Annotated in this window: 15 protein-coding genes and 1 riboswitch; of the genes, 7 read left to right on the top strand and 8 right to left on the bottom strand. The window is 67.8% G+C overall.

What is annotated here, in order from left to right; all coding sequences use genetic code 11:
- Nucleotides 1–23: 23 nt before the first annotated feature.
- Nucleotides 24–290, top strand: coding sequence for a DUF3017 domain-containing protein (locus ACAG26_RS01085; RefSeq protein WP_370478303.1), 267 nt, complete (start codon nucleotides 24–26; stop codon nucleotides 288–290).
- Between the two features lie 128 nt (nucleotides 291–418).
- Here ACAG26_RS01085 and ACAG26_RS01080 read toward each other — a convergent pair whose 3' ends face one another.
- The 4 genes from ACAG26_RS01080 to ACAG26_RS01065 all read right to left on the bottom strand — a co-directional run bounded on the left by ACAG26_RS01080 (nucleotide 419) and on the right by ACAG26_RS01065 (nucleotide 2,293).
- Nucleotides 419–802 (bottom strand): DUF732 domain-containing protein, encoded by a 384-nt coding sequence (locus tag ACAG26_RS01080; RefSeq protein ID WP_370478301.1) that lies wholly within the window; start codon nucleotides 800–802, stop codon nucleotides 419–421.
- 109 nt (nucleotides 803–911) lie between these two features.
- Nucleotides 912–1,241 (bottom strand): DUF732 domain-containing protein, encoded by a 330-nt coding sequence (locus tag ACAG26_RS01075; protein WP_370478298.1) that lies wholly within the window; start codon nucleotides 1,239–1,241, stop codon nucleotides 912–914.
- Between the two features lie 60 nt (nucleotides 1,242–1,301).
- On the bottom strand, nucleotides 1,302–1,928 hold the full coding sequence (locus ACAG26_RS01070) for a zeta toxin family protein (protein WP_370478294.1): 627 nt from the start codon (nucleotides 1,926–1,928) through the stop codon (nucleotides 1,302–1,304).
- 2 nt (nucleotides 1,929–1,930) lie between these two features.
- Complete coding sequence (locus ACAG26_RS01065; RefSeq protein ID WP_370478290.1) at nucleotides 1,931–2,293, bottom strand: type II toxin-antitoxin system Phd/YefM family antitoxin; 363 nt, start codon at nucleotides 2,291–2,293, stop codon at nucleotides 1,931–1,933.
- A gap of 95 nt (nucleotides 2,294–2,388) precedes the next feature.
- Between ACAG26_RS01065 and ACAG26_RS01060 the strand changes: the two genes are divergently transcribed.
- Genes ACAG26_RS01060 through ACAG26_RS01045 form a run of 4 tightly spaced genes read left to right on the top strand, consistent with a single transcriptional unit; the run spans nucleotide 2,389 to nucleotide 4,354 of the window.
- The gene (locus tag ACAG26_RS01060; RefSeq protein ID WP_370478286.1) at nucleotides 2,389–2,616 is read left to right on the top strand and encodes a ribbon-helix-helix protein, CopG family; all 228 of its coding nucleotides are present in this window, start codon (nucleotides 2,389–2,391) and stop codon (nucleotides 2,614–2,616) included.
- Entirely contained in the window at nucleotides 2,613–2,915 is a 303-nt protein-coding gene (locus ACAG26_RS01055) for a toxin (RefSeq protein ID WP_370478284.1), read from the top strand. The genes ACAG26_RS01060 and ACAG26_RS01055 overlap by 4 nt, the downstream gene beginning before the upstream one ends.
- Nucleotides 2,916–2,966: 51 nt before the next feature.
- Entirely contained in the window at nucleotides 2,967–3,701 is a 735-nt protein-coding gene (locus ACAG26_RS01050) for a FadR/GntR family transcriptional regulator (RefSeq protein WP_370478281.1), read from the top strand.
- Complete coding sequence (locus ACAG26_RS01045) at nucleotides 3,698–4,354, top strand: sterol desaturase family protein (RefSeq protein ID WP_370478279.1); 657 nt, start codon at nucleotides 3,698–3,700, stop codon at nucleotides 4,352–4,354. The genes ACAG26_RS01050 and ACAG26_RS01045 overlap by 4 nt, the downstream gene beginning before the upstream one ends.
- A 44-nt stretch (nucleotides 4,355–4,398) precedes the next feature.
- Here ACAG26_RS01045 and ACAG26_RS01040 read toward each other — a convergent pair whose 3' ends face one another.
- From ACAG26_RS01040 to ACAG26_RS01030, 3 genes are read right to left on the bottom strand one after another with little or no spacing between them, the layout of a single operon-like run.
- Nucleotides 4,399–5,136 carry a class I SAM-dependent methyltransferase gene (locus tag ACAG26_RS01040; protein ID WP_370478276.1) on the bottom strand — a complete coding sequence of 246 codons (738 nt, stop codon included), beginning with the start codon at nucleotides 5,134–5,136 and terminating at the stop codon, nucleotides 4,399–4,401.
- 55 nt (nucleotides 5,137–5,191) lie between these two features.
- Entirely contained in the window at nucleotides 5,192–6,328 is a 1,137-nt protein-coding gene (locus tag ACAG26_RS01035) for a homoserine O-acetyltransferase (RefSeq protein ID WP_370478273.1), read from the bottom strand.
- A 10-nt stretch (nucleotides 6,329–6,338) separates the two neighbouring features.
- Complete coding sequence (locus ACAG26_RS01030; protein ID WP_370478271.1) at nucleotides 6,339–7,682, bottom strand: bifunctional o-acetylhomoserine/o-acetylserine sulfhydrylase; 1,344 nt, start codon at nucleotides 7,680–7,682, stop codon at nucleotides 6,339–6,341.
- Nucleotides 7,683–7,860: 178 nt separating this feature from the next.
- A riboswitch (SAM riboswitch) is annotated at nucleotides 7,861–7,980 on the bottom strand.
- 420 nt (nucleotides 7,981–8,400) lie between these two features.
- On the opposite strand from ACAG26_RS01030, the gene ACAG26_RS01025 reads away from it, so the two are divergent.
- Both ACAG26_RS01025 and ACAG26_RS01020 read left to right on the top strand, forming a co-directional pair.
- A complete protein-coding gene (locus ACAG26_RS01025; RefSeq protein WP_370478268.1) occupies nucleotides 8,401–10,638 on the top strand; it encodes an NADP-dependent isocitrate dehydrogenase in 2,238 nt (745 codons plus the stop codon).
- 50 nt (nucleotides 10,639–10,688) lie between these two features.
- On the top strand, nucleotides 10,689–11,924 hold the full coding sequence (locus ACAG26_RS01020) for an NADP-dependent isocitrate dehydrogenase (RefSeq protein ID WP_370478266.1): 1,236 nt from the start codon (nucleotides 10,689–10,691) through the stop codon (nucleotides 11,922–11,924).
- Here the strand turns inward: ACAG26_RS01020 and ACAG26_RS01015 are convergent.
- A complete protein-coding gene (locus ACAG26_RS01015) occupies nucleotides 11,921–12,718 on the bottom strand; it encodes an alpha/beta fold hydrolase (RefSeq protein WP_370478798.1) in 798 nt (265 codons plus the stop codon). The genes ACAG26_RS01020 and ACAG26_RS01015 overlap by 4 nt on opposite strands.
- Between the last annotated feature and the right edge of the window lie 68 nt (nucleotides 12,719–12,786).

Here is a 12,786-nt window from a genome sequence, read left to right as displayed (position 1 = left end):
ATCCCGCTCACGCCCGCCGGGTCATGGCCAGCCAATGGCCCATCCTGTTGGTCGGGCTGATCTTCGTGGTGGCGTTCGTGCTGGCGGGGGCGAACTTCTGGCGCCGCGGCGCGCTGCTGATCGGCATCGGTGTCGGGGTCGCGGCGGCGCTGCGGCTGGTGCTGTCCGAGGACCGGGCGGGTCTGCTGGTGGTGCGCAACAAGGGCATCGACTTCGTCACCACGGCGACCGTCGCGGCGGTGATGCTCTACACCGCGTCGACGATCGATCCGCTGGGGACCGCGGTCTAGTTCGGGGTTCAGCCGGGCGTTCCGGCCGGCGCCGAGATCGACGTTTCAGGCGGGCGCCGAGATCGACGGCAGCGTGACGTCCACTCGCACTTTTCCGCGCTTTCGTCGATTTCGGTGCAGCGATTGCGTTACAGCGCGGGCATACCCGGTACTTGCGGCAGGTTGGGCACCTGACCGCTGGCGAGCGAATCCACCATCGACGGGCAATACATCGAGATCGCGATGCTGGTGAACAGCTGCGCCATCATCGGGGACATGCCGCTGCCGGTAAGGCCGGACGCCGCCGACGCGACCGTCCCGCCCGGCTGGGCCAACGCCGGGCAGATGGATTGGCCGAGCGCGACCGCGCCTTGCGGATCGCCGCCGTAGTTCACGCCGGCCCCATCGAGCGCCGACAGGAACGAGTCATCGATCGCGTCGGCGTGCGCCGGGGCAGCGACGGCGGCGGCCAGGGCGACCGACAGCGCCAGTGCTCGGGGAAACCGGCGGTGGAAATTCGTCAGCGTCGGCATGGCGCACTCCTCGACCTTCGAGTGCGCGTGCGGCACTCACTGGTCAGAACAGTGCGGCATCGCCGTCACAGCGATGACACGGCGCGGTCAAGGTTTGCGCACGTTCGGTCTACCCGCCGGTTTTGGGGACATCGTTCGGGCAGTACACCGTTGCCGCCGTCACATACAGGTAGGCCGTTTGATAGTCCATGCCCTTGTTGGTGACCAAGCTGGTTGCCGCGTCGGACTGCGATTTGCCCTGGGTGTACATCGAGCAGATGGAGTGGCCGGTGGCGATCGCTGCGGCGGGATCGCCATAGTTGACTTCGCCGTGGGTGAGCATGTCCAGGTACAGGTCGTCGTGCCAATCGGCCTGCGCCGGCGCGGCGAGCAGCGCTGCCCCGGCCGTCAGGCCACCCACCGTCACGCCCACCAGCGCACGCCCCACCCGCGAAATCATGTCCGCTCCCGTCGTCCGGCTTATTTTAGGCACGGCGCGGGCAGCGGTTTACCGCAAAAATCAGGGCGCGGCGGCCAGCGCCGCCGCCACGATCGGCTTGGCCCACTGCGGGGTGGCGGACAGGTCCGGCGGGCCGACGATCTCACCCCGCTGCACGTGCAGCACCAGCACCGGGTGCGGTGCCTGTCCGGCCGCCGGGTCGGCGTCGGCGGAGTTGTCGTACACGCGGAGTTCGGTGAGCACCGGCAGCAACTGCACCAGGTTGAGCCGACTGTGCCGGTACCGGCGGCGAATCGTTGATTCGGGGATGTCGTGGCCACCCGCGCGGACCCGCTGGCGTACCCGCTGGATATGCGCGTCGGCGCTGGCCAGCCCGACGTACCAGACCCGCACCTCGATGCCGGCCGCGGCCGCCTCGGTGAGCAGCCGCACTATTGTGGTGCCGCCCAGCGTGGTTTCGAACACGAAATCCAGATGCTCGCCAATGGCGCGTTCCAGGAGCCGTTTACCCTGCTGCCACGCCGCGGAATTCGCCCGCACCTGGTCGAGGCCGGGGTTGGCGGCCATCAGCGCCCGTGCCGCCTCATCGGGGTTGTAGTAGTCGCCGCCGAAGTCGCGGATCGCGGCACCGCCGACGCTGCTCTTGCCGGCGCCGTTGACGCCGGCCAGGACATACAGCCGGGCCAAGGTCAGCGGCGCGACGTGGTGTGCGCCGCCTTGACCGCGGTGCGCCCCAACTGGGCGGGATCGGCGTCGAAGGCCGTCGCGACCGCCGCCTGGGACTCCGGTCGCTGCATGCGCTCCAGCAGCGCATCGAACTGGTCGCTGAGCTCATCGAGTTCGGGGGCGCTGGAGCGGGTCAGTGCCTCGAATTCGGCGACCGACAGCAGCACGGCTTTGGGGGTGTTGTGTTTGGTGATCGCGACCGCGCCGTTGGCGGCGGCCTGCTCGAAAATCGTGCCGAACTCGTTCTTGAACCGGGTGGCGGCCACGGTCGGCACGTCGACCAGCTTGCCGTCACGGTTGCGGAAGGTCAGGGTAGACGTGGGCATGCAGCCATTCTAGCCGCTATAGGCATTATGTGCAGATTGGACATTTGATCCGGAACTCCCGTTCTGGTCATCGCCTGATTAGTAGGATATTAGATATGCCCAAAGAGAAGATCTCGGTCACGGTAGACGCGGAGGTGCTCGCCGCCGCGGATGCCACCGCCCGGGCTGCCGGTTTGAACCGGTCGGAGATGATCGAGCAAGCGCTCCGCAACGAACAGCTGCGGATGGCGCTGCAGGCCTACACCGCCCGGACTGTCCCGGCGCTCAACATCGACGCCTACGCCGAGCAGGTGTATCAGGTGAACCGGGCCGCGGGACGGTGACCGCACCCGGAGACATCGCACCCCGCCGTGACAGCGCTGGCGAACTCTATGTTGTGGTGTTGTCCAACGCCTTGCACCTTGCCGCTGACACTGGCCGGGTGATCGTCTGTCCGTTTGTCCCGGGTGTCCGGCCCGACGACGCCATGGCGATGGTCGTTCCGGTCACGCAGCCCGAAGGCACGCTTCTGCCGGAACTGGTCCAGTGGCTGCCGAGCTCGGCGCTCGACGAACCGATCGGCAGTATCGGTGCGGACGCCCTGCGCGCGACGGCGTCGATCGTGACCGCGCTCATCTCCTAGTCAGTGGTCTGACCACTTGATGTCTGGCCAATCATCCGGCATGCTGCACGTATGGCTCTGCGGCCGGTGACCCGACAATCGGTACCTGAACACGTCTTCGAGCAGATCATGGCCGATGTGCTCAGCGGGGAAATGGCGCCCGGAGCGACGCTGCCCAATGAACGCAGGCTTGCGGAGGTACTGGGGGTGTCCCGGCCGGCGGTGCGTGAGGCCCTCAAACGCCTCGCCGCCGCCGGTCTGATCGAGGTTCGGCAGGGGGACTCCACCACCGTGCGGGACTACCGCCGTCACGCGGGCCTGGACCTGCTGCCCCGTTTGTTGCTCCGCGGTGGCGATCGGGCTGACCAGCTGGACCTCACGGTCGTGCGCAGCATTGTGGAGACCCGGCTGCACAACGGGCCCAAGGTCGCCGAACTCGCCGCGGCACGCGGCGGCCCGCATACCGCCGGCCTTCTCGATGGCGCCGTGGACGCGCTGGCCGCCGAGGAGGATCCGGTGGAACGTCAGCGCGTCGCGCTGACGTTCTGGGATCACGTCGTCGACGCCGCCGACTCCATCGTCTTCCGGCTGATGTTCAACACCCTGCGTGCTACCTACGAACCCGCGCTGTCGGCCCTTGCCACAGTGATGGCCGCCGAGGTCAGCCACCCGGAGCGGTACCGTCGGGTGGCACGGGCGATCACCGCCGGCGATCCGGCGGGTGCCAAACGCGCCGCCACCGAACTGCTCGAGCCGGCCACCCGCGGCCTGCTCACCGCCCTGTCTGGTTTGGATGAACAGCGGTGACCACACAGGGACGCAGCACTTTCACCCTGTCCGAGGCGGGCCGGGAGTTTTGGCGCCACCCCTCCCCGTGGGGTCTCTGCTTGACGTTTGCCGGGGCGCTGACGGCCCGGATCGTCGTCGGCGACTGGCAGCTCACCGACGTCGCGCTGCCGGTACTCATGGTCGCCGCCTTTCCGGTGTTCGAGTGGATCATCCATGTCGCCATCCTGCACTGGCGACCGCGCAGCGTCGGCCGCTTCGTCGTGGATCCTCTGCTGGCGCGCAAACATCGCGAACATCACCACGACCCGCGGAAAATTGAGCTCATCTTCATGCCGTGGCAGGCGTTGCTCTGGGTGATCCCGACCGCCGTCGCCGTAGCGGTGGTGGCCTTCCCCCGCCTCGGCCTCGGGCTGACGTATCTGGTGTTTGTGACCGCCCTCGGGCTGGCCTACGAGTGGACGCATTACCTCATCCACACCGAGTACAAGCCGAAGACCAGTGTGTATCGAGCGATTTGGCGTAACCACCGACGGCACCACTTCAAGAACGAACACTATTGGTTCACCGTCACCACCACCGGAACCGCCGACCGACTGCTCGGCACGTACCCGAATCAGTCGACGGTACCGACCTCTGCGACGGCCAAGAATCTGCACGGTGCGCTGCGCTGAGAGCGGGCTCGGGCCGGTGCACCTTCGACGGAAGCGGTCGGGTCTTACGGCAGCGTCGCGCGCACGCTGACCGTGATGTAGGGCAGGGCCAGCCCGCTCGCGTTGGCCAGCGCCGGGTGGGTGGCCAGCAACTCGCGCACCTGCTCCAGCGTCCTGGTGCGCACCTCGGCCGGCGAGGTGATGCAGTAGCTGCGGGACGCCACCAGGTCGATCAACGCTTGCGGGGTCAGGTAATTCGTCCACTCGACCGAAAAATGTTCGATGTCGGTGAACGGCTCCGGTAACGCCACCCCGCCGTCCAGGGCGTCGCGGGCGTCCTCCCGGCCGATGATGCGGTCCAATTCCCTGACCCAGCCCAGCCGTTCGTCGCGGGTGTTCCACACCAGCGCCAACCGCCCGCCGGGTCGCAGTACCCGCGCGACCTCGGGGATGGCGCGGTCGGGGTCGAACCAGTGCCAGGCCTGCGCGACCAGCACGGCGTCGACGCTGTTATCGGGCAGTGGGATCTCTTCGGCGGTGCCGAGCAGGGCCGGGGTATCGGGCAGCGCGGTGCGCAGCACCTCCAGCATCTCGGCGATCGGGTCGACGGCCACCACGTCCAGGCCGCGTTCGACCAGCCGGGTCGTCAGCTTGCCGGTCCCCGCGCCAAGGTCAAGCACATCGCGGGCCCCGGCCGGCAACAGCCAGTCGATCGCCTCGGGCGGGTACGACGGGCGGCCCCGTTCGTACGCGGCGGCTTGCGAGCCGAACGACAGCGAGCGATCTTGCCGGGAGCGGGTCACCGCCGCCGCACGCCTTCGGTGTCGATTGCTCGGCTCCTTACTCGTGAACTGGCGTTCACTCGCCGTCTCCTTCGGTCTCGGCCAGTTCGAGGGTGTGGCGGATCAGCTTGCCGACCGGCTCGGTTTCCACCAGGAACCCGTCGTGCCCGCAGATCGAGTCGACAATCTGCAGCCCCGCACAGCCGGGCAGCAGATCGGCCAGTTCCTGCTGCTGGCGCAGCGGGTAGAGCCGGTCGGACGCGATGCCGCCGACCACGGCCGGGACCGGGCAGCCGCGCAGCGCCGGCTCCACCCCGCCGCGCCCGCGGCCCACGTCGTGGCTGCTCAACGCCTCGGTCAGGGCCACGTAGCTGCCGGCGTCGAACCGCGACACCAGCTTGCTGCCCTGGTGTTCCAGGTAGCTCTGTACGGCGTAGCGGCCGCCGGTGCCCGGATCCTCGCCATCCTGGGCGTCGTTGCCGAACCGGGTGTCGAGTTCGATCTCGCCGCGGTAGGTCAAATGCGCGATGCGCCGGGCGATGTCTAGCCCGGTGTCGGGGGAGCGGCCCGTGCCGTGGTAGTCGCCGCCCTGCCAGTGTGGGTCGGCTTTGATCGCCGCGATCTGGGTGCTTTGGGTGCCGATCTGGTCGGCACTGGCCCGGGCGCTCACGGCCAGCAGCAGCCCCGCGCGGACCCGGTCGGGGTGGCCCACCATCCACTCCAGGGCGCGCGCCCCGCCGAGTGATCCACCCACCACCGCGGCGACCTCGGTGATGCCCAGGGCGGCCAGCGCCGCGACGTCGGCGGCCACCTGATCGCGCACCGAGATGGTCGGGAACCGTGACCCCCAGGGCTTTCCGTCGCGGGCCAGCGAACTGGGGCCGGTCGAGCCGCGGCACCCGCCCAGCACGTTGGTGGCCACCGCGCACCACCGGTTGGTGTCGATCGGGGCGCCCGGCCCGGCCACGCCGTCCCACCATCCCGGGGTGGGGTGTCCGGGCCCGGCCGGACCGGTGATGTGGGAATCCCCGGTCAGGGCGTGCAGCACCACCACGACGTTGTCGCGGGTCGGTGACAGTTCCCCCCAGCGCTGCACCGCGATACACACGTCGTCGATCACCGCGCCGTTTTCCAGGCGCAGCGAGCCGATGTCGACCACGCCGATCTCGCCCTCGGCGGGCAGGGTCTGCGTAGGCGCGTCGGAGATCGTCACGTCAGGCTCCTCACACCGCCGCCGCGGCCTGCGGGTCCAGGGCGGCGGCCGCGGCGAAACCGCGCTCCAGGTCGGCCAGGATGTCGTCGATGCCCTCGATGCCGACGGCCAGCCGCACCAGGCCGGGGGTGACCCCGGCGGCCAGCCGCTCGTCGGGGCTGAGCTGGGCGTGGGTGGTCGACGCCGGGTGGATCACCAGCGACCGCACGTCGCCGATGTTGGCGACGTGGCTGTGCAGTGTCAGCGCGTTGACGAACGCCTTGCCGGCCTCGACCCCGCCGGCCAGCTCGAACGCCAGCACCGCGCCGGTGCCCTTGGGCGCCAGCTTGGTCGCCCGCTCGTACCACGGCGAGCTGGGTAGCCCGGCGTAGTTGACCGACAAGACGTCGTCGCGGCCGACCAGGAACTCGGCGACCCGCTGCGCATTGGACACATGCCGCTCAACGCGCAGGCTCAGCGTTTCTAATCCCTGGGCGACCAAAAACGCGTTGAACGGTGCGGCCGCCGACCCGTAGTCGCGCAGCAGCTGCACCCGGGCCTTGACCGCGAACGCCGGGGGCCCCAGTTCGGCGTACACCACCCCGTTGTAGCTGGGGTCGGGGGTGGTGAAGCCGGGGTGGCGGCCCTGCGTCCAGTCGAAGGTGCCGCCGTCGACGAGCACGCCGGCGATCGCCGCGCCGTGACCGCCCAGGTACTTGGTGGCCGAGTGGATCACGATGTCGGCGCCCTGACTGATCGGCTGGATCAGATACGGGGTGGCGACGGTGTTGTCCACGATCAGCGGGATGCCGTGGTCGTGGGCGACGCCGGACACCCCGGGGGTGTCGAGGATGTCGATCTTCGGGTTGGAGATGGTCTCGGCGAAAAACGCTTTGGTGTTGTCCCGGACGGCTTTCCGCCAGCAGTCCAGGTTGTCGGGGTCGTCGACGAACGTGAACTCGATGCCGATTTTTTGCAGCGAGTGGCGGAACAGGTTGTAGGTGCCGCCGTAGAGCCGCGGGCTGGCCACGATGTGGTTGCCGGCGCCGGCCAGGTTCAGGATGGCGAAGGTGCTGGCCGCCTGCCCGGCCGACAGGAACAGCGCGGCCACCCCGCCCTCCAGCGCGGCGATGCGCTGCTCGACGACATCGGTGGTCGGGTTCATGATCCGGGTGTAGATGTTGCCCGGCACCTCCAGACCGAACAGCGCGGCGGCGTGGTCGGTGTCGTCGAAGGTGAACGAGGTGGTCTGGTAGATCGGCAGTGCGCGGGCATTGGTGGCCGGGTCGGGGTGTTGTCCGGCGTGGACCTGCTTGGTCTCGAACGACCAATGCGCGGTCGGGTCGGTTTCGGAGCTCCCGGTGTCAGCGGTCATATGACGTGCTTTCTGCTCTCAAGACGATCGGGTATCGGATGCCGGGACCCGCGGCAGCCCGGCGTCGGAAGGGACGTCGACGGGCAAGCCACGGGATCAGCGGCTAAGACACATGCTGGTCAGCCCGCAATGGGCACGCATCAGGTTCCCCTGTCTACTCGGGGGGCCCGTCATGGCGGACCCGCGCTTGCCGCGTAGCCGGTGGCGGCTACTCAACCTGGTCATCACCCGGGGCACCCCACCGCGGTTGGAGGGTTGCCGGCCAGCAAGCCGGGGCTTGACGCTGGCGCTCATGACCGCTTTGCAGCTTATCGCACGACGTGAATGCGTCGCCACCTGTGGGGTGAGCACGCCGGGCGCTTCGGGGGCTGCGTTCCAGGTCGGATCGGCCGCGGTGAGGGCGTCGGGCCTGCGTCTACGGCGCCGAGGCCGCGGTGAGGGCGTCGGGCCTGTGCCTATGGCGCCGAGGCCGCGGTGAGGGCGTCGAGCCTGTAACCAGGGCGTGATTTCTCGCGCAAAGTAGCGCTCACTACAGGCTCGAAACCGCCAGCGCAGGGTCGATGCCGCCGGCGCAGGGTCGGTGCCGCCAAACCCGCCATTGCCGCTCCACCCCAGGGCACCGGAGGCCAATCCCATCGCAACGACTGCGTACGCGATACTGGTCGCCGTACACACGCGGAGCCCTAAAAGAATCTGACCCAACGCCGGGAGAAATGCCATGTGCGCCGAGCAGCCGACCATCATCTACACGCTGACCGACGAGGCGCCGATGCTGGCGACCTACGCCTTTCTGCCGGTCGTGCGGGCGTTTGCCGAGCCGGCGGGCATCAAGATCGAGGCCAGCGACATCTCGGTCGCGGCGCGCATCCTGGCCGAGTTCCCCGATTACCTGACCGACGAGCAGCAGGTCCCGGACAACCTCGGCGAGCTGGGCCGGCTGACCCAGCGCGCCGACACCAACATCATCAAGCTGCCCAACATCAGCGCTTCGGTGCCGCAGTTGGTGGCCGCGATCAAGGAACTGCAGGGCAAGGGCTTCAAGGTGCCGGACTACCCGGAGAACCCGAGGACCGATGAGGAAAAAGAGCTGAAGAAGCGCTACGCCAACGTGTTGGGCAGCGCGGTGAACCCGGTGCTGCGGCAAGGCAACTCGGACCGGCGCGCACCCAAGGCGGTCAAGGAGTACGCGCGCAAGCACCCGCACACCATGGGCGAGTGGTCGATGGCGTCGCGCACCCACGTCGCGACCATGCGGCACGGTGACTTTTATCACGGCGAGAAGTCGATGACGTTGGACCGGGCGCGCGGCGTGAAGATGGTGCTGGTGACCAAGGGCGGCGAGACGATCGTGCTCAAGCCGCAGGTCTCGCTGCTGGCCGGCGACATCATCGACTCGATGTTCATGAGCCGCAAAGCGCTGTGCGACTTCTACGAGGCGGAGATGGAGGACGCGCGCAAGACCGGCGTGATGTTCTCCCTGCACGTCAAGGCGACGATGATGAAGGTCAGCCACCCGATCGTGTTCGGTCACGCGGTCAAGGTCTTCTACAAGGACGCTTTCGCCAAGCATCAGGAGCTGTTCGACGAGCTGGGCGTCAACGTCAACAACGGGCTGGTCGACCTCTACAACAAGATCGAGTCGCTGCCGGCCTCGCAGCACGAGGAGATCATCCGCGACCTGCACGCCTGCCACGAGCACCGGCCGGAGCTGGCGATGGTCGACTCGGCCAAGGGCATCTCGAACTTCCATTCGCCGTCCGACGTGATTGTCGACGCCTCGATGCCGGCGATGATCCGCGCCGGCGGCAAGATGTACGGCGCCGACGGGCGGCAAAAGGACACCAAGGCCGTCAACCCCGAGTCCACCTTCGCCCGGATCTACCAGGAGATCATCAACTTCTGCAAGACCAACGGCCAGTTCGACCCGGTGACCATGGGCACGGTGCCCAACGTCGGCTTGATGGCGCAGCAGGCCGAGGAGTACGGCTCGCACGACAAGACCTTCGAGGTCCCCGAGGACGGGGTCGCCAACATTGTCGACCTCACCACCGGTGAGGTGCTGCTGACCCAGGAGGTGGAAGCCGGCGACATCTGGCGGATGCCGATCGTGCGGGACGCCCCGATCCGGGACTGGGTCAAGCTGGCGGTCACCCGGGCACGCAACTCCGGTATGCCGGTGGTGTTTTGGCTCGACGACGAACGCCCGCACGAGAACGAGCTGCGCAAAAAGGTGCAGACCTATCTCAAGGACCACGACACCGAGGGCCTCGACATCCGCATCATGCCGCAGGTCTGGGCCATGCGGTACACCCTGGAGCGGCTGGTCCGCGGCAAGGACACCATCGCCGCGACCGGCAACATCCTGCGTGACTACCTCACCGACCTGTTCCCGATCCTGGAGCTGGGCACCAGTGCCAAGATGCTGTCCATCGTGCCGCTGATGGCCGGTGGCGGCATGTACGAAACCGGGGCCGGCGGTTCGGCGCCCAAGCACGTCCACCAGCTGGTGGAGGAGAACCATCTGCGCTGGGATTCGCTGGGTGAATTCCTGGCGCTGGGCGCCTGTTTCGAAGACGTGGGTATCAAGACCGGCAACGCGCGCGCCAAAATCCTGGGCACCACCCTGGACGCGGCGATCGGCAAGCTGCTGGACAACAACAAGAGCCCGTCGCGCAAGACCGGTGAACTCGACAACCGGGGCAGCCAGTTCTACCTCGCCATGTACTGGGCGCAGGAGCTCGCCGCGCAAAGCGACGACGAGGACTTGCAGAAGCGCTTCGCCGCGCTGGCCGAGACGTTGACGAAGAACGAAGACACCATCGTGGCCGAGCTCAACATGGCCCAGGGGGAGGCGGTCGACATCGGCGGCTACTACGCGCCGGAGGCCGACCTGACCACGGCGGTGATGCGACCGAGCAAGACGTTCAACGCCGCACTCGACGCCGCGGGAGGCTGAGCCGCGGCGCCCCGACCAGCGCAAACGGGTCCCGATTGTAGGGTTGGGTCATGAGCGGGACGAAGCAGTCCAACAAGATCAAAGTCGACGGCACGGTCGTCGAGCTCGATGGCGACGAGATGACCCGGGTCATCTGGCAGCTCATCAAGGACATGCTCATCTTCCCGTACCTCGACATCAACCTGGACTACTACGACCTGGGCATCGAGAACCGCGACGCCACCGACGACCAGGTGACGATCGACTCGGCGTACGCCATCAAGAAATACGGCGTGGGCGTCAAGTGCGCGACCATCACCCCCGACGAGGCCCGGGTCAAGGAATTCAATCTCAAGCACATGTGGCTGTCGCCGAATGGCACCATCCGAAACATTTTGGGCGGCACCATCTTCCGCGAGCCCATCGTGATCTCGAATGTGCCGCGGCTGGTTCCGGGCTGGACCAAACCGATCGTCATCGGCCGGCACGCCTTCGGCGACCAGTACCGGGCGACGAACTTCAAGGTCGATAGGCCCGGCACCGTGACGCTGACCTTCACCCCGGAGGACGGCAGCGAGCCGATCGTGCACGAGATGGTCACCATGCCCACCGACGGTGGCGTGGTGATGGGGATGTACAACTTCAAGAAATCCATCCAGGACTTCGCCCGCGCCTCGTTCGCCTATGGGCTGCAACAGAACTACCCGGTGTACCTGTCGACCAAGAACACCATCCTCAAGGCCTACGACGGCATGTTCAAAGACGAGTTCGAGCGCATCTACGACGAGGAGTTCAAGGACCGCTTCGAAGCAGCCGGGCTGTTCTACGAGCACCGGCTGATCGACGACATGGTCGCCGCCTGCCTGAAGTGGGAGGGCGGCTACGTGTGGGCGTGCAAGAACTACGACGGCGACGTGCAGTCCGACACCGTCGCGCAGGGCTACGGCTCGCTGGGCCTGATGACCTCGGTGCTGATGACCGCCGACGGCAAGACGGTGGAGGCCGAAGCCGCGCACGGCACCGTCACCCGTCACTTCCGGCAGTACCAGGCCGGCAAACCCACCTCCACCAACCCGATCGCCTCGATCTTCGCCTGGACCCGCGGCCTGCAGCACCGCGGCGACCTGGACAACACCCCCGAGGTGACCCGGTTCGCCCAGAAGCTGGAGGAGGTCGTCGTCGCCACCGTCGAGGGCGGGCAGATGACCAAGGACCTGGCGTTGCTCATCGGCGACGATCAGGCCTGGCAGACCAGCGAGGAGTTCCTCGGCTCGATCGCCGACAACCTCAAGACGGCGCTCGCCTAGCTTGCCGGCGGGGCGGGGGCTTCGGCCGGCGGAACGTAGCGGTCGAGGAACTCGGTGATGGTTTCGGTGACCCGCCCCGGCGCCTCGAACATCGGGATATGACCCAGGCCGTCGAGCGTGGTGATCTGGCTGCCGGCGGGCAGCTGGGCCTGGAAGTAGCGGTGCGACCGCGGTCCGGGAAACACCCGATCCTTTTCGCAGATCACCAGGTGCGCGGGCACGGCCGTCTGCGCCAGCTCCACCAGCCCCGGCAGTAACAGCGCCTTGATCAGCAGCTGGAAGTAGGCCGGGCAGTGCGCGACGTCGTCGATGATCGCCACGAGCTCGCTCTCGCTGACCCCGTCCGGCGGTCCGCTGATCGGCAGGGTGGCCAGCCGTCGGCTCCACGGCAGCCGCAACACCCGCGGCCCCAGCAGCGTGGCCAGCGCCCACACCGGCAGGCCCGCGACGAACTTGGCGATCACCTCGAATTTGGTGGGACTCCACCGGGTCCAGCCGCCGGCCGGGGCGATCCCGGTGACGGTGCGCGCCCGGCCGCGCCGCTCCAGTTCGAACGCCACCCAGCCGCCCAGCGAGTTGCCGACGAGGTGGGCGGTGTCCCACCCCAGTTCGTCGAGTTGGCGCTCGACGTGGTCGGCCAGCACGTGGGAGCTCAGAAACCAGGTGCCGGCGTCGGGTCCGCCGTTGTGGCCGGCCATCGTGGGGGCAAACACCTCATAGCGACCGGTGTCGGCCAGTTGCCGGGCCACCGTCTCCCACACCAGCTGCGAGATCAGGAACGGGTGCAGCAGCAGGACCGGTTCCCCGGAGCCCACATGGATCGGTGCGCGCGTCGTCACTCCGCCGACATTAAGGTGATACC

The organism is Mycobacterium sp. pUA109, from assembly GCF_041287095.1.
Classification (GTDB): Bacteria; Actinomycetota; Actinomycetes; order Mycobacteriales; family Mycobacteriaceae; genus Mycobacterium.
Note: the sequence above shows the minus strand (reverse complement) of the source record. Positions and strands in the feature narration are given on the sequence as shown.

Coding starts and splice junctions, on each gene's coding strand:
- ACAG26_RS01085 (WP_370478303.1), top strand. CDS start 24: ATGGCCAGCCAATGGCCCATCCTGTTGGTCGGGCTGATCTTCGTGGTG.
- ACAG26_RS01080 (WP_370478301.1), bottom strand. CDS start 802: ATGCCGACGCTGACGAATTTCCACCGCCGGTTTCCCCGAGCACTGGCG.
- ACAG26_RS01075 (WP_370478298.1), bottom strand. CDS start 1,241: ATGATTTCGCGGGTGGGGCGTGCGCTGGTGGGCGTGACGGTGGGTGGC.
- ACAG26_RS01065 (WP_370478290.1), bottom strand. CDS start 2,293: ATGCCCACGTCTACCCTGACCTTCCGCAACCGTGACGGCAAGCTGGTC.
- ACAG26_RS01060 (WP_370478286.1), top strand. CDS start 2,389: ATGCCCAAAGAGAAGATCTCGGTCACGGTAGACGCGGAGGTGCTCGCC.
- ACAG26_RS01050 (WP_370478281.1), top strand. CDS start 2,967: ATGGCTCTGCGGCCGGTGACCCGACAATCGGTACCTGAACACGTCTTC.
- ACAG26_RS01030 (WP_370478271.1), bottom strand. CDS start 7,682: ATGACCGCTGACACCGGGAGCTCCGAAACCGACCCGACCGCGCATTGG.
- ACAG26_RS01025 (WP_370478268.1), top strand. CDS start 8,401: ATGTGCGCCGAGCAGCCGACCATCATCTACACGCTGACCGACGAGGCG.
- ACAG26_RS01020 (WP_370478266.1), top strand. CDS start 10,689: ATGAGCGGGACGAAGCAGTCCAACAAGATCAAAGTCGACGGCACGGTC.